This window comes from Duganella sacchari (assembly GCF_900143065.1).
GTDB lineage: Bacteria > Pseudomonadota > Gammaproteobacteria > Burkholderiales > Burkholderiaceae_D > Rugamonas > Rugamonas sacchari.
In genome coordinates this window covers 19,352-42,004 of sequence record NZ_FRCX01000018.1, presented here as the reverse complement: position 1 = coordinate 42,004, position 22,653 = coordinate 19,352, and the positions used below count along the sequence as shown (strand labels likewise).

21 protein-coding genes and 1 tRNA gene are annotated in these 22,653 nt (G+C 60.1%); 13 read left to right on the top strand and 9 right to left on the bottom strand.

Features of this window, described 5'->3' with window-relative positions; translation table 11 throughout:
• Window positions 1-156 precede the first annotated feature (156 nt).
• Both BUA36_RS27505 and BUA36_RS27500 read left to right on the top strand, forming a co-directional pair.
• A complete protein-coding gene (locus BUA36_RS27505; protein ID WP_072789890.1) occupies window positions 157-1,365 on the top strand; it encodes a sensor histidine kinase in 1,209 nt (402 codons plus the stop codon).
• A 140-nt stretch (window positions 1,366-1,505) separates the two neighbouring features.
• Window positions 1,506-2,018, top strand: coding sequence for a DUF4142 domain-containing protein (locus BUA36_RS27500; protein WP_072789887.1), 513 nt, complete (start codon window positions 1,506-1,508; stop codon window positions 2,016-2,018).
• 123 nt (window positions 2,019-2,141) lie between these two features.
• On the opposite strand, the gene BUA36_RS27495 is transcribed toward BUA36_RS27500, so the two are convergent.
• The 4 genes from BUA36_RS27495 to pepN all read right to left on the bottom strand — a co-directional run bounded on the left by BUA36_RS27495 (window position 2,142) and on the right by pepN (window position 6,914).
• On the bottom strand, window positions 2,142-2,543 hold the full coding sequence (locus BUA36_RS27495) for a hypothetical protein (protein WP_072789884.1): 402 nt from the start codon (window positions 2,541-2,543) through the stop codon (window positions 2,142-2,144).
• Between the two features lie 519 nt (window positions 2,544-3,062).
• A tRNA-Thr gene (locus BUA36_RS27490) sits at window positions 3,063-3,138 on the bottom strand.
• Window positions 3,139-3,244: 106 nt separating this feature from the next.
• Window positions 3,245-4,249: a class 1 fructose-bisphosphatase gene (locus BUA36_RS27485; RefSeq protein ID WP_072789881.1), complete on the bottom strand. Its 1,005-nt coding sequence runs from the start codon at window positions 4,247-4,249 to the stop codon at window positions 3,245-3,247.
• A gap of 22 nt (window positions 4,250-4,271) precedes the next feature.
• The gene (pepN, locus tag BUA36_RS27480) at window positions 4,272-6,914 is read right to left on the bottom strand and encodes an aminopeptidase N (protein ID WP_072789878.1); all 2,643 of its coding nucleotides are present in this window, start codon (window positions 6,912-6,914) and stop codon (window positions 4,272-4,274) included.
• A gap of 207 nt (window positions 6,915-7,121) precedes the next feature.
• Here pepN and BUA36_RS27475 point away from each other — a divergent pair, with 207 nt between their 5' ends.
• Complete coding sequence (locus BUA36_RS27475) at window positions 7,122-7,799, top strand: DUF4136 domain-containing protein (RefSeq protein ID WP_072789875.1); 678 nt, start codon at window positions 7,122-7,124, stop codon at window positions 7,797-7,799.
• Window positions 7,800-7,903: 104 nt separating this feature from the next.
• Here the strand turns inward: BUA36_RS27475 and BUA36_RS27470 are convergent, their stop codons facing one another.
• The 5 genes from BUA36_RS27470 to BUA36_RS27450 form a co-directional block, all read right to left on the bottom strand.
• A complete protein-coding gene (locus tag BUA36_RS27470; protein WP_072789872.1) occupies window positions 7,904-8,359 on the bottom strand; it encodes a DUF6328 family protein in 456 nt (151 codons plus the stop codon).
• The gene (locus BUA36_RS27465; RefSeq protein ID WP_072789869.1) at window positions 8,356-9,330 is read right to left on the bottom strand and encodes a quinone oxidoreductase family protein; all 975 of its coding nucleotides are present in this window, start codon (window positions 9,328-9,330) and stop codon (window positions 8,356-8,358) included. Before BUA36_RS27465 ends, BUA36_RS27470 begins: the two co-directional genes overlap by 4 nt.
• Window positions 9,331-9,342: 12 nt before the next feature.
• A complete protein-coding gene (locus BUA36_RS27460) occupies window positions 9,343-9,726 on the bottom strand; it encodes a methylglyoxal synthase (protein ID WP_072789866.1) in 384 nt (127 codons plus the stop codon).
• A 9-nt stretch (window positions 9,727-9,735) separates the two neighbouring features.
• A complete protein-coding gene (locus BUA36_RS27455; RefSeq protein ID WP_072789863.1) occupies window positions 9,736-10,641 on the bottom strand; it encodes a DMT family transporter in 906 nt (301 codons plus the stop codon).
• 111 nt (window positions 10,642-10,752) lie between these two features.
• Window positions 10,753-13,263 (bottom strand): alkaline phosphatase D family protein, encoded by a 2,511-nt coding sequence (locus BUA36_RS27450; RefSeq protein ID WP_072789860.1) that lies wholly within the window; start codon window positions 13,261-13,263, stop codon window positions 10,753-10,755.
• Window positions 13,264-13,458: 195 nt separating this feature from the next.
• Between BUA36_RS27450 and BUA36_RS27445 the strand changes: the two genes are divergently transcribed.
• From BUA36_RS27445 to BUA36_RS27400, 10 genes are all read left to right on the top strand, one after another.
• Window positions 13,459-14,568 (top strand): glycosyltransferase family 9 protein, encoded by a 1,110-nt coding sequence (locus BUA36_RS27445; RefSeq protein ID WP_072789857.1) that lies wholly within the window; start codon window positions 13,459-13,461, stop codon window positions 14,566-14,568.
• Between the two features lie 73 nt (window positions 14,569-14,641).
• Entirely contained in the window at window positions 14,642-15,367 is a 726-nt protein-coding gene (locus tag BUA36_RS27440) for a YebC/PmpR family DNA-binding transcriptional regulator (RefSeq protein WP_072789854.1), read from the top strand.
• A gap of 6 nt (window positions 15,368-15,373) precedes the next feature.
• Window positions 15,374-16,642, top strand: coding sequence for a phosphoribosylamine--glycine ligase (purD, locus tag BUA36_RS27435; protein WP_072789851.1), 1,269 nt, complete (start codon window positions 15,374-15,376; stop codon window positions 16,640-16,642).
• Between the two features lies 1 nt (window position 16,643).
• Window positions 16,644-17,558, top strand: coding sequence for an oxygen-dependent coproporphyrinogen oxidase (gene hemF, locus BUA36_RS27430; RefSeq protein WP_072789848.1), 915 nt, complete (start codon window positions 16,644-16,646; stop codon window positions 17,556-17,558).
• A 2-nt stretch (window positions 17,559-17,560) separates the two neighbouring features.
• On the top strand, window positions 17,561-18,220 hold the full coding sequence (locus tag BUA36_RS27425; protein WP_072789845.1) for a nicotinate-nucleotide adenylyltransferase: 660 nt from the start codon (window positions 17,561-17,563) through the stop codon (window positions 18,218-18,220).
• Complete coding sequence (rsfS, locus tag BUA36_RS27420; protein ID WP_072789842.1) at window positions 18,220-18,903, top strand: ribosome silencing factor; 684 nt, start codon at window positions 18,220-18,222, stop codon at window positions 18,901-18,903. The genes BUA36_RS27425 and rsfS overlap by 1 nt, the downstream gene beginning before the upstream one ends.
• 6 nt (window positions 18,904-18,909) lie before the next feature.
• A complete protein-coding gene (rlmH, locus tag BUA36_RS27415) occupies window positions 18,910-19,380 on the top strand; it encodes a 23S rRNA (pseudouridine(1915)-N(3))-methyltransferase RlmH (protein ID WP_072789839.1) in 471 nt (156 codons plus the stop codon).
• A gap of 11 nt (window positions 19,381-19,391) precedes the next feature.
• A complete protein-coding gene (locus BUA36_RS27410; RefSeq protein WP_072789834.1) occupies window positions 19,392-20,012 on the top strand; it encodes a Maf family protein in 621 nt (206 codons plus the stop codon).
• 20 nt (window positions 20,013-20,032) lie between these two features.
• Entirely contained in the window at window positions 20,033-21,499 is a 1,467-nt protein-coding gene (gene rng / locus BUA36_RS27405; protein ID WP_072789831.1) for a ribonuclease G, read from the top strand.
• 292 nt (window positions 21,500-21,791) lie between these two features.
• Complete coding sequence (locus BUA36_RS27400; protein ID WP_072789828.1) at window positions 21,792-22,523, top strand: Imm52 family immunity protein; 732 nt, start codon at window positions 21,792-21,794, stop codon at window positions 22,521-22,523.
• The last annotated feature ends 130 nt before the right edge of the window (window positions 22,524-22,653 follow it).

Below are 22,653 nucleotides of genomic sequence, written 5' to 3'. Positions count from 1 at the left end.
AGAATTTATTTTATATCGGAGCAAGGCCCTCGCTGGTGGAGTGGTACGACTGGCTTGTGATGTACACTATCGCGTTGCCTCCCATGGCCGCACCATGCCCCCCACTCCCAGAAGCCTGGACACTACTTGGGGTAACCCAACGGCAGAAAGAATCCGATGACCCTGTCACTTGAAAAAGATATTGCTGCAGTCGAAAAGATCGCTGCTGTGCCGACCATTCTCGAGGCTGTTTCAGAAATCACCGGCCTGGGTTTTGTGTGCGTGGCCCGAGTCACCGCTAACTCCTGGCATACGTGTGCCGTGTTAGACAAACTCGGCTTCGGACTCAAAGTGGGCGATGCGCTGGACGTCACCACCACGCTGTGCGAAGAAGTCCGGGATACCAATGCCGCCATCATTATCGATTCGGTGCGGGATAGCGCGCAATACTGCGACCATAAGACACCACGGATTTACGGATTCCAGAGTTATTTTTCGATTCCACTCCACAGGCCCAGCGGCGAGTACTTCGGTACCTTATGCGGGCTCGACCCGAACAAGGCAGAGCTGACGCAAAGCTCGACGACCAAGACCTTATCCTTGTTCGCCGAACTCATCAGCCGCCAACTCGCCGCAGAGAGCGCCATGCGAACGACACAGACTGCCCTGAGCGATGAGAAGGAAACCTCAAAACTGCGTGAGCAATTCATCGCCATGCTGGGGCACGACATCCGCACCCCGCTCAGCACCATCAGCAATGGCACCGAGATTTTGAAGCAGCAAGCACCGCCAGCGATTGCCCCATTGTTAGCGATCATGCAGCGCAGTGTACAGCGCATTGCCGCGCTCATCGACGATGTCACCGACTTTACCCGCGGAAGGATGGGCGGCGGCATCTCCCTCAATATCCGCCATGAAAAAAGCGTGGCGGAGTTCCTCTACCAGGCGGTCGAGGAATTGCGCGGGGTCTATCCTGGCCACGAAATCGTCTCAGACATCCCTGCCGACATCAGCCTGCTGTGTGACGGCCAACGCATGGTGCAACTGTTATCCAATCTGTTGAAAAATGCGATTGTTCACGGCAACCAGGCTGCGCCGGTGTATGTGAACGCAAAGATAGCGAACGGTATTTTCGAACTGGCCATTACCAATAGCGGAACAGCGATACCAGAAGACATACAAGCTAAACTATTTAAACCGTTTTGGAAGTCCACTACGGCCAACGTCAGCGAAGGACTGGGACTGGGCCTGTTCATCGCATCAGAAATCGCCGTGTCGCACGGCGGCACACTTGAAGTGGCCTCCTCTGCCACAGCAACCACCTTCACCTATCGTTGCCGGACAGCCGATTTTGTCGAACGGCGCATCGAAGCGCGGCCGTTCTGACCTGTCTCGCTTTCGCAGTAAGCGAAGTGCCGCACAGTCTGTCGGCAGGAAACGAAGAAAGATGACTGCACATTAAAGCCTTGCCGTTAATGTGCAGTTTTTATTTCTTACGGCTATTCCTGCTCACACTGGAGAACCTCATGCACCGCACTCGCCTATACGCCATTCTGGCCACCAGCTTCGCCATCGCCAATGTCGCGTCCGCACAAACCACCATCGCCAAAGCCGATGCCGACCGCCTGGTCGCAATCGCCCAGGCAAACATCGCCGAAGTCGCCGCCGGTAAGATCGCACTCGATAAAAGCAGCAATGCCGACGTCAAAGCATTTGCCCAGATGATGATTGACGACCACAGCAAAGGTCTGGATGAAACCAAAAAAGTCGCGGCCGCAAAGAACATCACGCTACCATCCGACACGGATGCCGAGCACAAGAAGATGGCGGACGAGTTACAAAAACTGTCCGGCGCAGCATTCGACAAGCAATATGTCAGCAAAGCAGGCGTAGCCGATCACACCAAAGTGCACGCCGCGCTGAAAAAGGATATCGCGAATGCGAAAGATGCGGACGTGAAGGCGCTGGCAAGCAAGCTGGAGCCCACCGTTGGCCACCATGAAGAGATGGCCAAGAAGCTCAACGCCAAGCTTCAATAATTGGATACGTTGGCCCGGCCATCGTCTGATGGACGGGCCAACGTAACACCTGAGCGCCATTATTTTTTTACGATACCGCGCGCTTAATGATCTATTTTTGTACCTTGGCCGGCCCGATTCCAGTTACCGATCCTTGGGATAAAGAGAACCAATGTTTCCGGTCGCGTAGAAGAGAGCTCTCTGCCGATGTTCGCTGCCAAGCGGCATCAAGTACGCGCTTCTGTTCGTCTGAAAACTTCCGCTTTGGCCCAAAACACCAAAAGGAAAGCTGACGCAAAGATAGCGAAGGCCGGCATCGGTGACTATCCCCCACTGTGCTGAAAAGGGATCCAGTTCCGTAGGCCTTATCTCAAATCCAGGAAGCGCCTGAGCCAACTTGATCGGATAAATGTTGCGATCATAAAGAATGGCTTTTGACTCTCCTTTCTCCGCATAGCCAAACTCCTTTCCTTCAAAGACGATGTAATAGGTCGCGTCATACCCATTTTTATAACGATCTTCCGAATTGATTTCCTTGGTCGGCAAATCCCGCCATTTAACTGGAGGGAAGCCTAATTCATTTGGGGCATGGTGAAGGCCAAGGCGGTGGGAAGCGATTTAGCCAAGGCATTCGCGATATCTCATCCTTCTTAGGGCGGACATTCATACGCTTTTCGACTTGGGCTTGTTGTCGATTTGCCCGGAAACACTTACTGTCGTCTTAGCCCCACCGCTACGCCAGTCAAGCTATGCAAACCTGCATGGCAAAGCACTTACCATGCCCACTGACCCGACCAATTGGCCAAGTATTGAAGCCCTTGAACGGCGCTGGAAAGTTGCTCTAACAAATGGCAGAGTTTGATGAAGCTTGACGTCAGTCTGAGCTATATTTCTCTAACAACACACTTCCAATTCGCAGCATTGAGCAGGTCAACCTGACGCCAATTTTGTCCTCATTTGTCGGAGATTTCATGGTACGCCGACGGATATAGAAGATAAAAAAACCCGCTTCCCTATGACAGGAGCGGGTTTTCCGACTTCTTGAAGCATTTTACTGCTGTGTTCTGGTGCCGCTTGCCGGAATCGAACTGGCGACCTTTTCATTACGAATGAACTGCTCTACCAACTGAGCTAAAGCGGCGACGACCCGCATTCTAACAAAGCCCATCCTCGCACGCTAGTCCCAAAACCATTATTTTCAGTCTAGCGTGCAAAAATGGCATTGCTTTCTGCGGTTTTTAAGCTTTTCAGCCCTCTTGATGGTAGCTGGTGACCACGGCTACCTCATCACGCGAGCCCAGGAACACCGGCACGCGCTGGTGCAGTTTGGTCGGCTGGATGTCCATGATGCGCTGTTTGCCGTCGGTGGCCGCGCCGCCTGCCTGTTCGACGATGAAGGCCATCGGGTTGGCTTCGTACATCAGGCGCAGTTTGCCTGGCACGGAGGTGTCGCGCAGGTCGGCCGGGTACATGAAGATGCCGCCGCGGTTCAGGATGCGGTGCACGTCGGCGACCATCGAGGCGATCCAGCGCATGTTGAAGTTGGTGGCGCGTGGGCCGGTGTCGCCGGCCAGCAGTTCGCTGATGTAGCGCTGCACCGGTGGGTGCCAGTGGCGCTGGTTGGACATGTTGATGGCGAATTCCTTGGTCTTCGCCGGGATCTGCATGTCGCGCTGGGTGAGTACCCACGAACCCATCTCGCGGTCCAGCGTGAAGCAGTTGACGCCATTGCCGGTGGTGAGCACCAGCATGGTCTGCGGGCCGTACACGGCGTAGCCGGCGGCGACCTGTTTGGAGCCTGCCTGCATGAAGTCTGCTTCGGTCGGCTGATCCATGCCTTCCGGTGCTTTCAGCACGGAGAAGATGGTGCCGATGGAGACGTTGACGTCGATGTTGGAGGAGCCGTCCAGTGGGTCGAACAGCAGCATGTATTCGCCTTTTGGATAGCGGTTTGGAATCGGGTGGATGGATTCCATTTCTTCCGATGCCATCGCTGCCAGGTGGCCGCCCCACTCGTTGGCCTCGAGCAGAATTTCGTTGGAGATGATGTCCAGTTTCTTCTGCACTTCGCCCTGGATGTTTTCGGTGTCGGCGGAGCCGAGCACTTCGCCCAGCGCGCCTTTGCCGACCGAGTGACTGATGGTTTTGCAGGCGCGTGCCACCACTTCGATCAGCAGGCGCAGTTCGGCCGGGATCGAGTTGTGGAGGCGCTGCTCTTCCACCAGATATTGTGTGAGGCTGACTCGTTTCATGTGTACCCTTGGTTGATTGTAATTAGTTGGCCAGTGCCTTGGTGATCACTTCCGACACGTCGTTCGACAGCTTGCGGGCGGCGACTTTTTCCAAGGCCTGTTTCATCTTGGCCTGCAGCGCCGGCGCGTAACGGCGCCAGCGGTCCATGGCGCGCGCCAGGCGGGCTGCCACTTGCGGGTTGATCGCATCGAGCTTGATCACGTATTCGGCCCAGAATTCATATGCGCTACCATCGGCCGCATGGAATTGCGACGGGTTGGCGCCGGTGAAGTTGAAGATCAGCGAACGTGCGCGGTTCGGCGTTTTCAGCGTGAAGGCTGGGTGCTCCATCAGCTTACGGATCGCAGCCACGTTGGTGGTGGGGGCGGATGCCTGCATGGCGAACCATTTGTCGATGACCAGTGCTTCGTTGTCGAAGTCGTTGTAGAACGCCTTCAGGTACGGGCCTGCTTCGGCGCCGCTGTGGATCATGGCGACCAGTGCGGCCGAGCGGTCGGTCATGTTGGTGGCGTTTTCAAACTGCTGCTGGGCGAGTTTGAGTTCGGCCAGTTCCGGCGCCACCATCAGGTAGGACAGGCACAGGTTTTTCAGCGCGCGCTTGCCGGCCGACAGGGCATCCGGGCTGTAGTCGCCTGGCGTCTGGTTGGCGTGGTATTGCGCCAGCAGTTCGGTCTTCAAGGCGGCGCCGATGGTGCGGCGCATGAACTGGCGCGCGGTGTGGATGGCTTGCGGATCCACCACGTCCATCTGCTCGGCGATGATGGTTTCTGATGGCAGGATCAGCGCCAGTTCGCGGAAGGCCGGGTCCAGCGTGTCGTCGGTCAGCACGGCGCGCATGGCGTTGATGAAGGTGTTGTCCAGTTTCAGGTGGGCGTCGCCATGGGCTGCCACTTGCGCGGTCAGCTTGAGCAGGCGTTCCATCGCCAGGCGCTGGCCGGCTTCCCAGCGGTTGACCGGGTCGCTGTCATGGCTGAACAGGTGCAGCAGTTCGTCGTCGGTGTAATCGTATTCGAGTATCACCGGCGCCGAGAAGTCGCGCAGGATGGATGGCGTTGGACGGTCGTCGACGTTACGGAAGCGGAAGATCTGCTCTTGCTCGGTCAGTTCCAGCACCACGGTGGTGGCGCCTTTGGCATGCTTGCCGTTTTCCAGTGTCAGTGGCAGGTCCTTGCCGTTGGCGTCCAGCAGGCCGACGGCAACGGGAATGTGGAACGGCTGCTGGTCGGCCTGCACGCGCTGCGACAGGATGATGTCGAAGTTGCGTTTGACGGCATCGTAGCGCGTGCGCGCGCTGACGACTGGCGTGCCGGCTTGCGAGTACCAGCGTTCGAACTGGGTCAGGTCGCGCTGGTTGGCGTCAGCCATGGCGGCGCGGAAGTCGTCGCATTCAACGGCCTGGCCGTCGTGGCGTTCGAAGTACAGGTCCATGCCTTTGCGGAAGCCGTCGCGGCCCAGCAGGGTCTGGTACATGCGTACGACTTCAGCGCCTTTTTCGTACACGGTGACGGTGTAGAAGTTGTTGATCTCGACGAAGGAGTCCGGGCGTACCGGATGCGACATCGGGCCGGCGTCTTCCGGGAACTGGGCCTGGCGCAGCGTGCGTACCTGGTCGATGCGGGTGACGGCGCGGCCGCTGTCGGTGCCGATCATGTCGGCGCTGAATTCCTGGTCGCGGAATACGGTCAGGCCTTCTTTGAGCGACAGCTGGAACCAGTCGCGGCAGGTCACGCGGTTGCCGGTCCAGTTGTGGAAGTATTCGTGGCCGACCACGGCTTCAATGCCGGCGTAGTCGATGTCGGTGGCGGTACGCGGATTGGCCAGCACGAACTTGGTGTTGAAGATGTTCAGACCCTTGTTTTCCATCGCGCCCATGTTGAAGTCGCCCACGGCAACGATCATGAAGCGGTCCAGGTCCAGCTCCAGGCCGAAGCGTTCTTCGTCCCAGCGGATGGAGTTCTTCAGCGACTGCATGGCGTAGTCGGTCTTGTCGAGGTTGCCCTCTTCCACCCACACTTGCAGCAGCACTTCGCGGCCATCGGCCAGCGTGAACTGCTCTTCCTGGCAGACCAGCCTGGCCGCGACCAACGCGAACAGGTAGGACGGCTTTTTGAACGGGTCTTCCCACTTGGCGTAGTGGCGGCCATCGTCCAGATCGCCTTCTTCGATGAGGTTACCGTTGGACAGCAGCACCGGATAGGCAGCCTTGTCGGCGCGCAGCATCACGGTGTACTTGGCCATCACGTCCGGGCGGTCCGGGAAGAAGGTGATGCGGCGGAAGCCTTCGGCCTCGCACTGGGTGAAGAAATTGCCGTTCGAGACGTACAGGCCGGACAGCGTGGTGTTCTCGACCGGGGCGCACAGGGTTTCAATCTCCAGCACCACGTCGGCGGGCGCATCGGGGATGGTCAGCGTGGAGGCGCTCAGGTCGTAGTCGGCATTGCCCAGCAGTTTGCCGTTGAGGCGCACTTGGACCAGTTCGATTTCTTCGCCGTGCAGCACGATGTCATGGCTCTTCGACGCCGGGTTCTGGCGCAGGGTAATGCGGTTGGCGACGATGGTGCGCGCCGGCGCCAGGTCGAAACCCAGTTCTACGGTGTCCACCAGGTAGGCCGGAGGGGTGTAATCTTTGCGGAAAATCGTCGTTGGGCTGCTGTCTGTGCGCATTGGAGGCTCGGTAAGGACGGAGGCAAAGGCTTATTTTACCAATACCAGTGCGGGCTGATGCGCAAATTGTCATTCTTGCCAAAGCTTACATAGCTGTAAGTTGCTGCTTTCCACGATGCGGTAACATTCTGTAATAATCGAGCAAGCACCAGACGTGCGTCATACACTTAGTTCTGGAAATACCGTCTTACCTGAGAGGGCATCATCATGAAATATCTCGCCACTTTGGCGACTGCCGCCGTCATGCTGTTGAGCGGCTGCGCCACCACCATCCATAGCAATGTGACCGCGTTCAACGACTGGCCGGCCGACATCCAGGATAAAGCCTATGCGTTTGAAGCGCCACAGGGCGCCGACGATACGCTGGAATTCCGCAATTACCAGGTGCTGGTCGCCAATGAGCTGGGCAAGCTGGGCTTCCACCAGGTTAGCGATAACCAGCAGCCGAAGTTGCTCGTTGGCATGAAGTTCTTCACGATCGACCATCCGGTACGCGTGCTGCAGGCGGATGATCCGTTCATGGGGCCGTACTGGGGTCCCGGCTTTGGCCGGCCTTACTATGGCTGGGGTTATTCGCGCTGGGCCTATCGTCCGTTCTACTACGACCCATGGCGTTTCGGCCCGACCTATGTGGAAGAGCGCGTCAAGCACCAGTATCAGCGCCAGCTGCGCGTGACCATCAACAACACCTCGGGCCGCAAGCTGTATGACGTTACGGTGCAAAACACCAGCACCGTGCAAGCGACGCCGCACGTGATGCCGGCGCTGGTGCAAAGCGCGTTCACCGGCTTCCCTGGCCAGAACGGCGTGCCGCGTAACATCGACATCACCATCGAGCCGAAGACCGAGACGGTCGAGACCAAGGCTGCGCCTAAAGCGGGCTGAAATCCCGAAATCCGGGGTCAGTTCTTGCAATCCAACACGGGCTCTGCCGTAGCGTCGCTACGGCAGAGCCCGTGTTGGATTGCAAGAACTGACCCCGGATGGTTTTAGAATCTGCGCTTGAGGTACAGTGGCAGCAGCCACCAGGCGCAGAGGATCAAGCTTGCCATCAGCGCTGCCATGATCAGTCCGACGGTGGCGCCAAACACTTCCGATATCACCAGTTCCGTTCCCAGCACCAGTGCGATGGCCAGCGTGAAAGCGCCTGCCACCACCTGGCGTGTGGCGACATGCTTGAAGCGGGCACGGTCTTTTAACGGCCGCAGCAGCCTGTGCTGGATCGCCGGGGCGCTCAGTAGCACCAGGCTGGTCAGCGAAAAAAAGAAGGTGGCCAGGAACAGCAGCTTTTCGGTATGGTCGATCTGGGCGAAGCCGCCGTTGAATGGCAGGATGATGAGGAAGGCCGACAGCATCTGCGCACCCGGCAGCAGGATCCGGGTTTCGCTCAGCAGGTCGGTCAGGTCGCCGTTTTCGCTTTCGTCTTCCGCCACGCGCTCGCTCATGGCAGCAGGATGGTGGAGCCGGTGGTCTTGCGCGCTTCCAGGTCGCGGTGGGCTTGCTGGACGTCGGCAAGGGCGTAGCGCTGGCGGATGTCGATTTTGACTTCGCCGCTGCTGACCACGCCGAACAGCGAACGGGCCGAGGCTTCCAGGTCTTCACGTTTGGCGGTGTAAGCCATCAGCGATGGGCGGGTGACGAACAGCGAGCCGCGGCTGGCCAGTTCATTCAAGCCAAACGGCAGCACGGGGCCGGATGCATTGCCAAAGCTGACCATCATGCCCAGCGGCTGCAAACAGTCCAGCGAGCCGATGAAGGTGTCTTTGCCGATCGAGTCGTACACCACGCTCACGCCTTTGCCGTCGGTGAGTTCCTTCACGCGCTCGGTGAAATTTTCCTGGTTGTAGTTGATGACGTGGCTGGCGCCGTTTTCGATGGCCAGCGCGGCTTTCTCTTCCGAGCCGACGGTGCCGATCAGGTTCACGCCCATCACGCGCGCCCATTGACAGGCGATCAGGCCGACGCCGCCCGCTGCCGCGTGGAACAGGATAGTGTCGCCCGCTTTCAGCGGCACGGTGCGGTGGAACAGGTACTGCACCGTCAGTCCTTGCAGCATCATCGCGGCGGCGGTGTCAAATTCAATTTGCTTGGGCAGCACCAGCAGCTGCGCGGCGGGGATGTTGCGCGCTTGCGAGTAGGCGCCCAGCGGGCGGCCACCATAGGCCACGCGGTCGCCGACCTTGAGGTGGGTAACGCCCTCGCCCACTTCTTCCACCACGCCAGCGCCCTCCACGCCCAGCGCGCCGGGCATCGGTTGCGGATAGAGGCCGGTGCGGTGGTAGACGTCGATGTAGTTGAGGCCGATGGCTTCATGGCGCATCCGCACTTCGCCGGGGCCGGGTGGCGGCAGGTCGACGTCCACCAGTTCCATCACTTCCGGACCGCCCACGCGCTGCATGCGGATTGCCTTGACCATGATTGCCTCCGTTTATTTGGCCGCTTGTTGCTGAAGCTGAGACAGTACCAGATGTGCGGACGACACGTTGGTCGCGCACGGCGTATTGTGCACGTCGCAGGCGCGCACCAGGGCGTTGATGTCGGGCTCGTGCGGCTGCGGCGTCATCGGGTCGCGCAGGAAGATCACCGCATCGATCATGCCCTCGACCAGCAGGGAGCCGATCTGCAAGTCGCCGCCGAACGGGCCGGAATGCTTGCGGTCGACCTCCAGGCCCAGCTCGTTGGCCAGGCGGCCGCCCGTGGTGCCGGTGGCGACCAGCGCGCAGGTCGAGAGGAAGGCCTTGTATTCACCGGCCAGGGCGATCATGTCGTCTTTTTTCTTATCGTGGGCGATGAGCGCGATACGGAATTTCATGTAGATCCCTTATTTTTTAGACAGCAGATAGATCCCGGCCAACACCAGGGCGGTGCCGCCCAGCTGCCAGGAGGTGACGGGCTCGCCCAGCAGCAGCGCGCCCAGGAACAGCGTGGAAACCGGGCCGATCATACCAGCCTGCGAGGCGGTGCCCGCGCCGATGCGTTCGACGGCGATCATGGTCATGAACACGGGCGCGACGGTGCACAGCAGGCCGTTGGTCAGCGACAGGGCATACACGGGCAGCGGTTGCAGCAGCAGTTCCGCTGGGCGCAGCAGGAAGAACTGGCCCACGCAGGCGACGGTGGACACGCACATGGCATAGGACACCAGCCGTAATGATCCTAATCGTTTTACCATTTCGCCCGACAGCAGCAGATAGGCAGCGTAAGCGGCGGCCGAGCCGGTAACAAGCGCGGCACCCAGCACGACGTTGCGGCCGCCTTGCAGGTCGTGCAGAAATACCAGCACGATGCCGCAGTAGGACGTCAGCAGCGCCATCCACTGCTTGCGGCTGATGTGCTGCTTGAGGAAGGTGGAGCTGATGAGCAGCACAAAGGTCGGCGTCAGGAACAGGATCAGCCGCTCAAGACCGACCGAGATGTATTGCAGGCCGAGGAAATCAAGAAAGCTGGAGAGATAGTAGCCGACCAGGCCGAGGCCGAGGATGCGCCAGCGGTCGCTGGTGCTGAGCGGGGCCCCGGTCCGCATCTTCCAGAGCGCGACCGCGGCAAACACCGGCAGCGAGAACAACATGCGGAAGGCAATCAGCGTTACCGCATCGATGTGATAGCGGTATAGCAGCTTGGCGACGATGGCCTTGGTAGAAAACAGAACCGAACCGCCTACCGCGATCCCCAACCCGCTCAGAAAAGCCGCCCGCGTCAACCCGCCGTGTGTGATGCTTTTGTCCATACGCAAGATTGTACGGGCAAACGGGAATGGTTGCTGACGGCCACCCCGGCAAGGCGGGGTCAGCTCCGTGGACGCGCTGCCGGCATGCCAGCAGCGCGTCCGGGGTAGCAGTTAGCTGATCGCTACAGAAGGCGAACCCGCCGTCACCGTCGCGGTAGTGGTGCGGGCAACGATGGTGCCTGGCGCGGTGGTGCCGACCAGCTTGTTCACCTGGCGGAACTGGGCGGTCATCTTGCCCGGGGTCAGCGTCACCAGCGTGTAGCCCTGGGCGTCCGTGTTCAGGTGCTTGAGCCACGGGTTATTGCCCAGCGATGCCAGTTGCTGCGCCAGTCCCAGCAGGCTGGTGTTGAAGTCGCTGTTGGCTTGCAGACCGGTCAGCACGGCGCCGACCGTGGCATCCAGTTGCGCTTCAGGCACACCTTTGACCGCCAGCGCACCGCGCAGCTGCACGCGGGTCTGTTCGGCCAGCGAGGCCGCCGTCGGTACTGCCTTGCCCATGGTATAGTCGAGCAGGTTGAAGCTCAGGTTGACCGTGCCCAGGCCCGGCACCGGTACGGCCAGCGGGTAGGACACTAGCGTGCTGATGTCGCCCAGCGTCGAGGCCGCATCGCGCAGGTAGCTGAAGAACGAATCCGAGCTGATGCCGGCCGATACCAGGTCCACCATCACAGGCGTGCCGCCATTGGCTGCATCGAAATCATCGTTGACGGTGCCGGCGAAGAAGGAGTGGATGTCGCCGGTAATCGCCACGACGTTGCCGACGTTGTTGGTTTTCAGGTGCGACATCAGCGCCTTGCGTTCGCTGTTATAGCCGTCCCACTGGTCGCAGTTGAACAGGAATTTGGTGAAGAACGCCGACAGCGCGTCTTTCTTGCCCGATGCGGCCACGAACACCGAATCCGCTTTCTTGGCCTGCACGTCCGGTTTGATGTAGCCAAACGCGATGGTCTGGCCAGCAACGGCCGCCAGCGCCGCGCCGGTCTGGCCGGCCGAGGCAGCGGCCGCCACTTTGGCAAAGGTGCCCACCGCAATCGTCGCCTGGGCGGTGCTCAGGCCGGCTTTTACGCCAGCGGCAGCTTGCGCATCGGCTGCGCCGCCAGTCGCGGCAGCAGTAGCAATCGCCACCGCGCCTGCTTGCGCCACTGCGGCGGAAGCACCAGCGGTCACCGCAGCAACGATGGCGCCAGCCACTGCAAAATTGCCGCCAGCCGCAGCAGCAGTGGTGCCCACCGACGTAGCCAGCGTGGTCACCGCGTTCAGGGCCAGCAACGTGGCAATTGCGTCCACACCATTCAGGCCCATGCGCAGCAGCGACACTTCGTTGCCCCACACTTTCCAGGTCGAGGTAGCGGCCTTCATCTTGTCCATCCACCACTGGCGCTGGGTATTGCCCAGCATGGTGGCGGTGGTCAGCGGGTCCAGGCCGATGGTTTCGGCGCCGGCCATCTTCTGCGCTTCCACCGAGTTGAACAGGTCTTGCGGCACCAGGTAGCGCGAGCCGATGCGGCCCAGCGGTTTGCCGGTGGCAGGATTGATCGCCGATTCCGGAATGATGTGGTCGGCGCGATACAGGCGCTCGTCGGTCATCACCAGCTGCATCAGCTTGCCGAACTGGAAGTCGCGGTAGATCTTGATGTTCTGGAAGGTGGTGTTGGCCGCATCCAGCGAGACATCGGCCGGCATGAATTCAAACCAGGCCTGGTTGGCGTTGCGGCGACGCGAAGGCTGGTGCAGGTCCGAGCCGTCCGCGTTGAAGCTGTTGTCGTAGGTCTGCGCATCTTGCCACGCATCGTCGGAGAACTCGTGGTCGTCCCAGATGGCGATAAAGGCGAAGCGCTCGTGCAGCGCCTGCAGGCGCGTATCGGTGCGGTATTTCTTGTACAGGTAGCGGTAGTCGGCCAGCGAGTTGGCGTACTTGGCGCCCGCGTTGCCGCTCTTGTAAAGGCCGTCCGGCAGCACCAGCGTGTCGTGGCGGCTTTCCACCGCGCCCAGCTGGAAGTCGTCGCCGACGGTCTCGTAGATATAGTCGCCCAGGTGGACGATGAAGTCCAGGTTCTCGGCAGCGATGGACGACATCGCGCCCCAGTGGTTGACGCTCCAGTCCTGGCAGGTCATGTAGACGAACTGCAGCTGCGAGACGTCCGCATCCACGGCTGGCGCGGTCTTGAAGCGGCCGACGTTGGAGCGGTTGTCGCCCGCGATGAACTGGTAGTAGTAGGTGGTGCCGGCGGTCAGGCCGGTCAGCTTGTGGCGGATGGTGTTGTCGTACTGGACTTGCAGCGGCAGGCTCACATCGGCCACCGTGGCGCCGCTTAACTCTTTGTTACTGCCCAGCGCAGCACTGTTGTCGACAGACGTCACAATCAGGCGGATGGAGGCGTCGCTGCCCGTGGCGACGGCCACCGCGTCGGCCGAGGCTTGCACGGCGCGCGTCCACAGCAGGATGCTGTCCGGACGCGGATCTCCCGAAGCCACACTCTGTGGGAATTTCCAGGCGCCGCTGGCTGGCGGCAAGCCGCTAGCGGGCGCGCTGTCGCTGCCACCGCAGGCCGTCAGGCCCATCCCCGATGCTGCCGATACCGTGATAAAGCTGCCGAACTTCAGAAACTGCCGTCGATCCATGTCTGCTCCCGTACTACGATGATGTCAAAAGGTAAACCGTAGCAGGAGGATATGACAGCTTCTCTACAAAAAGTGGAGGAGCTCCTCTATAAGCAACTTTAAGTCATTCTTAACACACTTTAACTTGTTTCCCAGTATGCAATAATCTCAAATGCTGGCAAGCTCGACGCGATTTCGCTTTACGACTTATTGAAAATGAAACAATTAATTTCTGCACCGCAGCTCGCGCAAGCGAAAAAAATCCTGGTGATCACCCACATGGCCATCGGCGATTTCACCTACATGCAAATGTGTTTTCGCGCACTGAAGCGCGCGTATCCGCATCTGGCGATCGACCTGTGGGTGGACGAGCGGCGGCGCACGGATAACCCGGCCGAGTGGCCGCATCTGAAAAACTACTCACTGTTTGACTGGCTTGCCGCCAGCCCCTACATCGACAAGACCTATACCGAGACCTACAGCCCGGCGCTGTATGCGCAATCCATCGCCGCTGCGCAGCGCGAGGACTATCCGCTGGTGGTGTCGTTCACCCACATGGCCTGCCACCGCTACGCGCGGCTGGCGCGCGAGATCAGCCCGCGCGGTTATATCGTCGGCCTGAAAAAACACAAGTACCGTTTCTTCGAGCTGTCCAAGATCCTCAGCATCCTCAAGTTCAACGCCACCATTCCGCTGTATGAATCGCAGGAAGCCAACGTGCCGCATGTAAGCGACATCTACGCGCAGTGGTTCACCAGCGCCTTTGGCCTCAGCATCCCGCCGCAGGACCGCTACCCCGACATCCACATTCCGGACCAGTGGATGGATTACGCGCGCCAGCAATTGGCGGACTGGAAGCTGGGTGCCAAGGTAGTCTTCGTCAACGCCTATTCCAAAGGCGAGGAACGCTGCTGGCCGCTGGAACGCGTGTTCGCGCTGATCGAGGAAATGCGCAGCCACGCGTCATGGCAGGATGCTGGCTTTATTATCAACGTTGTGCCGGAAGAACTGCCGGCCGCCCAGGCGCTGTACGACAAGATGGCCATGCCAGGCACCCATTTGTTCTCTGCCGTCGACAACTTCTTCCAGCTGCCGGCCATCCTGAGCCTGTGCAGCCTGATCGTGACGGTGGAAACTGCCGTGATGCACCTGGCGAATGCGGTGCACGTGCCGGTGATTGCCCTGATGCGCCAGAACAACCCGGAATGGGTGCCGATCGACCGCGAAAACAGCACCGTTATCCATGTCAGGCAATTCGGCGACTGGGTCGACAAAATCGGCCTGCCAGAGGTGATGGAAAAAGTTTTGGCCCGGCCCCTATGCTAGAATACCGCCCTCACCGCAGCACCAACGATTATCAACGCTTAACGAGCGAAACACCGTCGAAGGAAGACCGAACATGGCTGGACACAGCAAATGGGCCAACATCAAGCACAAAAAAGCAGCAACTGACGCGAAACGCGGCAAGATCTGGACTCGCCTGATCAAGGAAATTACCGTTGCTGCACGCATGGGTGGCGGCGACATCACCTCCAACCCGCGCCTGCGTCTGGCCATCGACAAGGCGGCCGACGCCAATATGCCGAAGGATAACGTGCAACGCGCGATCACGCGCGGCACCGGCGGCGAAGACGGCGCCTCGTATGAAGAGGTGCGCTACGAAGGCTACGGCATCGGCGGCGCCGCCATCATCGTCGACTGCATGACCGACAACCGCGTACGTACCGTGGCTGAAGTCCGCAACGCCTTCAACAAGAACGGCGGCAATATGGGCAATGAAGGCTCGGTGGCCTTCATGTTCAAGCACTGCGGCCAGTTCCTGTTCGCGCCGGGCACCAATGAAGACGCGCTGATGGAAGCCGCGCTGGAAGCTGGCGCCGAAGACATCGTCACCGATGAAGAAGGCGGCATTGAAGTGCTGTGCGGTCCGCACGATTTCGCTGGCGTCAAAGATGCGCTGGAAGCCAAGGGCTTCAAGGCTGAAGTGGCCGAGATCATCATGAAGCCGGATGCCGTTACCAGCGTCACCGGCGACAACGCGGTCAAGATGCAGAAGCTGCTGGACGCGCTGGAAGCCCTGGACGATGTGCAGGAAGTGTATTCCAACGTTGAAATCGAAGACTGAGGACTTATGAAAATTTTGGTAGTCGGCTCCGGCGGCCGTGAACATGCACTGGCCTGGAAACTGGCGCAGTCCGAGCGCATTCAGATGGTGTACGTGGCCCCGGGTAACGGCGGCACCGCGCGCGACGCGCGCCTGGTCAACGTCAACATCACCGACCTGCTCGAACTGGCCAACTTCGTGGAAAGCGAAGGCATCAGCCTGACCGTGGTCGGTCCGGAGACCCCGCTGGCTGGCGGCATCGTCAACCTGTTCCGCGCGCGCGGCCTGAAAGTATTCGGCCCGACCAGGGAAGCGGCGCAGCTGGAGTCGTCGAAAGACTTCGCCAAGGCCTTCATGCACCGTCACGGCATTCCGACTGCCAAATACCAGACCTTCTCGGACGTGGCGCAAGCACACGCCTACATCGACGCCAACGGCGCACCTATCGTCATCAAGGCCGACGGCCTGGCTGCCGGCAAAGGCGTAGTGGTGGCATTGTCGCTGGAAGAAGCCCACCGCGCGGTGGACGATATGCTGGCCGACAACCGCTTCGGCGACGCCGGCGCGCGTATCGTGATTGAAGAATTCCTGGCTGGCGAAGAAGCCAGCTTCATCGTCATGTGCGATGGCAAAAACATTCTGCCGCTGGCCACCAGCCAGGATCACAAGCGCCTCAAGGACAACGACGAAGGCCCGAACACGGGCGGCATGGGCGCCTACTCCCCTGCCCCGATCGTGACGCCGGCGATGCATGCACGCGTGATGCGCGAGATCATCAACCCGACCATCGCCGGCATGGCGAAGGACGGCATCGTCTTTACCGGCTTCCTGTACGCCGGCCTGATGATCGACGCTGCCGGCAATCCGCGCACGCTGGAATTCAACTGCCGCATGGGCGATCCGGAAACCCAGCCTATCATGTCGCGTCTGAAGACCGACCTGGTGGCGGTGATGGAACATGCCGTCAACGGCACGCTGGACCAGATCGAACTGGAATGGGACCGCCGCACCGCCGTTGGCGTGGTGCTGGCTGCTGAAGGCTATCCGGACACGCCGCAAAAAGGCGCTGTGATCGAAGGCATCCCGGCCGAAACGCCGGAATCGGTGACCTTCCACGCTGGCACCGCCGACGTGAACGGCCAGCTGCAAGTGACCGGTGGCCGCGTGCTGTGCGTGGTCGGCCTGGGCGACAGCGTCAAGCTGGCGCAGAAACAGGCTTACGAAGCGGTCGACCAGATCAGCTTTGCAGGCATGCAGTGCCGCCGCGATATCGGCTGGCGCGGTCTGAAACACTGAGATGTCTTCCGCCCCGGACACCGCAGCAGTCAAAGCCTGGCTGCTCGATCTGCAACACCGCATCGTGCAAGCGCTGGAAGCCGTCGACGGCAAATCCTTCCTGCGCGATGAGTGGCAGCGCGCCGAAGGCGGCGGCGGGATTTCACGTCTGGTCGAAGAAGGCAATGTGATTGAGCGCGGCGGGGTGAATTTCTCGCACGTGCTGGGCGCCAAGCTGCCGCCATCGGCCGCAGCGCACCGCCCGGATATCGGCGGCAATCCATGGGAAGCCATGGGCGTGTCGCTGGTGATCCACCCGCGCAATCCGTACGCGCCGACGGTGCATATGAATGTGCGCTTCTTCAGCACCACCAATGCTGCAGGCGAGCCGGTGTGGTGGTTTGGCGGCGGCATGGACCTGACGCCCTATTACGGCAACCAGGAAGACGTCAAACACTTCCATCAAACCTGCCGTGACGCGTTGGCGCCGTTTGGCGAAGACCTGCATGACCGGTTCAAGAAATGGTGCGACGGGTATTTCTACCTGAAGCACCGCCAGGAAGCCCGCGGCGTAGGCGGCATCTTCTTTGATGACTACAACGACGCAGGCTTCGAGCAAAGCTACGCCATGACGCAAAGCGTCGGCGATGCCTTCCTCAAGGCTTACCTGCCCATCCTGACGTCGCGCAAGGACACGCCTTACGGCGAGCGCGAACGCGACTTCCAGGCTTACCGGCGCGGCCGCTATGTCGAATTCAACCTGGTATTCGACCGTGGCACGCTGTTTGGCCTGCAATCAGGCGGCCGTACCGAAGCCATCCTGATGTCGATGCCGCCGATCGTGAAATGGCGCTATCGCTGGGAACCTGAAGACGGCTCGCCGGAAGCGGCGCTGTACACCGACTTCCTGCCGCACCGCGACTGGCTCGCTGCATAACGATGGCATACCGCATCGCACTGCTGGGAGGCAGCTACGATCCGGTGCATCTAGGTCACGTCGCGTTGGGCGGGTATTTCGCCAATCTGCTGCAGGTCGACCAGTTGCGCGTGATCCCTACCGGACTGCCGTGGCAGAAAGCCACGCTGAAAGCCTCGTCGCAGCAACGCGCCGACATGGTGGCGCTGGCGTTTGCCGGCCAGCCGTTCAGCGTGGCGGTGGACATGCAGGAAATCGCGCGTGGCGCCCAGGGGCTGGCCACCTACACCATCGATACGCTGCGCAATGTGCGCGACGAATTGGGGCCGCAGGCATCCATCGCCTTCCTGATGGGCGCCGACCAGTTGCAGCGGCTCGACACCTGGCACGAATGGCAGGCGTTGTTCAGCTACGCGCATATCTGCGTGGCTGCGCGCCCCGGCTATAACCTTGCGACTGCTGGCTTGCCGCCAGCGGTGGCAGAGGCGTTTTCCAAGCGATTGGCGACGCCTGAACAAATCCGTAACACGCCGCATGGTCTGACTTATCTGGCACAAGACTTCGCGGTGGATATCTCCGCTACCCAGATACGTGCGGCATTACAACGGGGGGAACAGGCAAACTCGCTTATCCCGCCGCTAGTGCTAGACTATATTGAACAACACCATCTATACAAAAGCTAATGGACATCAAAAAACTGCAAACCCTGGTCGTTGACGCTCTCGAAGACGTTAAAGCCCAAGACATCGCCCTGTTCGACACCACCCACCTGACCAGCCTGTTCGACCGCATCGCGATCGCTTCCGGTACCTCGAACCGCCAGACCAAGGCGCTGGCCGCCTCGGTACGCGACAAGGTCAAAGCCGCCGGCGGCGAAGTCTACGGCATGGAAGGCGAGGACACCGGTGAATGGGTGCTGGTCGACCTGGGTGACATCATCGTCCACATCATGCAAGCGCCAATCCGCGCCTACTACCGCCTGGAAGAAATCTGGGGCGACAAGCCGGTCAAACTGGGCGCCGCCAAGCGCAAGTCGACCAAGGAAGGCGAAGAAGCCGACGCACCGAAGAAGATCAGCAGCCACCTGGCCGCTGGTAAAAAGGCGGTTGCCGCTGAAGCCGTGATCGAAAAGAAGACCACCGCGCGCAAGCCGGCTGCTGCAAAAGCCACCACCACCGCCAAGAAAGCCGCTGCCAAACCGGCCGCCGTCCCAGCTGGCAAGAAGATCAAGGTCGGTGCGCCAAAGGCCACCGTCGCAGCCGTCAAAGCACTGAAAGCAGCACCAAAGCCACGCGCAGCCAAGCCGAAGGCGGAAGAAGCGCCGGCCAAGACCGTCATCAAGCGTATCAAAAAAGCGGCTGAGTAAATCTGTATGCAGCTGATCATCGCTGCGGTCGGCCATAAAATGCCGGCCTGGATCGAAACCGGCTACGCCGAGTATGTAAAGCGCATGCCGCCGGAACTGAAGATCGTGCTCAAGGAAATCAAGCCGGTCGAACGTTCGGGCAGCAAGACTGCGGCTACCGCCATGGCGCTGGAGCGTGAGCGCATCGAAGCGGCCTTGCCGAAATCGGTGCGCATCATTGCGCTCGATGAACGCGGCAAGGACCTCACCTCGGTGGGCCTGTCGCAGCAGCTGGAAGCCTGGCAGCAGGACGGCCGCGACACGGCCTTCCTGATCGGCGGCGCCGACGGTCTCGATCCTGCGCTGAAGGCGCGCGCGGAAGGTTTGATACGGATTTCCAGTATGACGCTGCCGCATGGTATGGTGCGCGTGATGCTGGCAGAGCAGCTGTACCGTGCCTGGACCATTACGCAGAACCACCCTTATCACCGCGTTTAAAACATAACGACATGAAGCCGGTCGAAAAGAAGATCTATCTCGCCTCAAAAAGTCCGCGGCGCCGCGAGCTGCTGCGCCAGGTCGGCATCGACTTTGAATTGCTGCTGCTGCGCAGCGACGGCCCGCGTGGCGCCGACGTCACCGAAGAAGTGCATGCCGGCGAAGCGCCGCTCGATTATGTCGCCCGCGTGGCGCGTGAGAAGGCGGCGTTTGCCGCAGACCTGGTGGTGAAACGCCGCATGGCGCCGCGCGCCGTGCTGTCGGCCGACACCACCGTCACCATCGATGGCGCGATTCTCGGCAAGCCGGCCAATCCGGCCGAAGCCAGCGCCATGCTGCAGCAGCTGTCGGGCCGCACGCACCAGGTGCTGACGTCGATTGCGGTGGCGTCGCCCTCGTTCTCGGGCCAGATCACGCAGGTGTCGGAGGTGCGCTTTGGCGTGCTGTCACCGGCGGCCATAGCGGCCTACTGCGCCTCCTCGGAGCCATACGACAAAGCCGGCGGCTACGGCATTCAAGGCCCGGCGGCGCAATTCATCGAACACATCGCCGGCAGCCATTCCGGCATCATGGGCCTGCCCATCTACGAAACCGTGCAACTGCTGCGTCAGGCGGGTTTGCCCCTGCCCTGAGGCCCGTGTATGATCGGGGCATGAATGAAGATATCCTGATCAATATCACTCCGCAGGAAACCCGCGTCGCCCTCATCGTGCAGGGCGCCGTGCAGGAACTCCACATCGAGCGTACCCTCACCCGAGGCCTGGCTGGCAACGTCTACTCCGGCAAGGTCGTGCGGGTACTGCCCGGCATGCAATCGGCCTTTATCGACATCGGCCTGGAGCGCGCGGCGTTCCTGCACGTGGCGGATATCTGGGAAGCGCGGTCGCACGACGGCGCCAGCAACACGCCGCCCACACCGATTGAAAAAACCCTGTTCGACGGCCAGGTGCTGACAGTCCAGGTCATCAAAGACCCGATCGGCACCAAGGGCGCGCGCCTGTCGACGCAGATCTCGATCGCCGGCCGCATGCTGGTCTACCTGCCGCAGGATGGCCACATCGGCATCTCGCAGAAAATTGAAAAGGAAGCGGACCGCGAAGCGCTGCGCACGCGCCTGCAAAACCTGCTGCCGAAGGAAGAAAAAGGCGGCTACATCGTACGTACGCAGGCGGAAGATGCGTCGGACTCCGACATCGCCGCCGACGTCGAATACCTGCGCAAGACCTGGGCCGCCATCACCCACGGCGCACGCACCAGGCCTGCCACCACCTTGCTGCATCAGGACTTGAGCCTGGCGCAGCGCGTGCTGCGCGACTTCGTGCACGACGAAACGGCCACCATCCAGGTCGACTCGCGCGAAAACTATGTGAACCTGCAGGAGTTCGGCCAGGCTTACACGCCGGGCGTGCTGCCACGGCTGCACCACTACACGGGCGAACGTCCGCTGTTTGACCTGTACGGCGTGGAAGAGGAAATCCTGCGCGCGCTGGGCCGCCGCGTGGACCTGAAATCCGGCGGCTACCTGATCGTCGATCAGACCGAGGCCATGACCACCATCGACGTCAACACGGGCGGTTTTGTCGGAGGCCGCAATTTCGCGGACACGATTTTCAAGACCAACCTGGAAGCGGCGCACGCGATTGCGCGCCAGCTGCGTCTGCGCAATCTGGGCGGCATCATCATCCTCGACTTCATCGACATGGAAAACACCGAGCATCGCAACGCGGTGCTGGCGGAGTTGAAGAAAGCCCTGTCGCGCGACCGCACCAAGGTGTCGGTGAGCGGCTTCTCGGCACTGGGCCTGGTGGAAATGACGCGCAAGCGCACGCGCGAATCGCTGGCGCACATCCTGTGCGAGCCCTGCCCCGCATGCAATGGCCGTGGCCAGGTCAAAACCTCGCGCACCATCTGCTACGAAATCCTGCGCGAGCTGCTGCGTGAAGCCAAGCAGTTCAACCCACGCGAATTCCGCATCCTCGCCTCGCAGGAAGTGGTGGACATGTTCCTGGAAGAGGAATCCCAGCACCTTGCGATGCTGGGTGACTTCATCGGCAAGAAGATCTCGCTACAAGTCGAAAACAGCTACCATCAGGAGCAGTACGACGTGATTTTGATGTGACATACTACCCTTAGATTTAGACCCCACCATTGAACTAGCGGGACAACATATAACGGGGATAAAGCAGAACAGCGACGGGACCTGCGGCACGATTTGGTGTAGCTGCTTGGGTCCCTCCTTCCCTTCCGAATCTACCGAAATTCGCACACAGTGGCGATTCGTGGTTCTTCCCACTTAAACGCCCCGTATTGGAAGTCCACCGTCGAAAAGAAGTAAGCTCAGTGCCCTACGCGCGTACTTGGGCGCCGTACTCGCCAAAGACCCTACTACTCATTGTTACGCATTTACCCCCATGAGTCTCTATCTCGCTGTTAGCGCAAACTTTCGGACTGGCACCAGTCTTCCATCAATCGACGACCAGTACAATGATCTGTGGAAGCTCGCCAAATCTCTGGAAACAGTGGGCCAACCGATCAACGGTTGGTTCCCGCCAGCGGACACGGAGGCAAACTCCTTGTTAAACCAGGCATTTTTTCCCAGTGGGGTCAGCCCTGCTGCACTCGCGCTAGCGAAGATTGACAAGGGCAGTCGCGCATCCGATCTTCGTACACTGGGGGTCTGGAATGGTAAGGATGACGAGGGTGCAATAGCATACACGGCGACCTATAATACCAGCCGCATTCCATCAGATCTGGATTTTAGCGCCGATGCGGTTACCGAATTTATCGACTATAGGAATGTGGTCACGCTCGTTAAAGCTGTGATCACCATATGGAATCCTATGTTAGTAAAAGTGGCACCCAGCGGGTACAGCAAGCACCGAATATTCCCTGATCGCCCGCCGGTGGGATGGATGATTTATCTCCCGTTTGAGGTAAGCGCAAAACAAGTGCCGGAAGCAGCACAGATCGTTCCAATCATGGCTGCCGATGGTAAGAAGCACCAAGGCACCTTGATCATTACGACCACGGACACATTCGATGTCGATAATTCAGACCACGTAAAAAAAGCAAACGCTATCGAAACCCGGCTTGTGGACCAGGACCTGCTTCCAACGTTGAGGGAGTTTGTGACGAAGTTTTAGTGCGCTATCCGTTCAAATTCGCTTAGCGCTGACTATCGATAATGGCGGCTTTTCGTTAGTCAGCTGTTAGCCCTTGAGCCATTCTTACTTCAGCAAGAGATTCGAGGCTCAATTCCTCCCATCACTACGT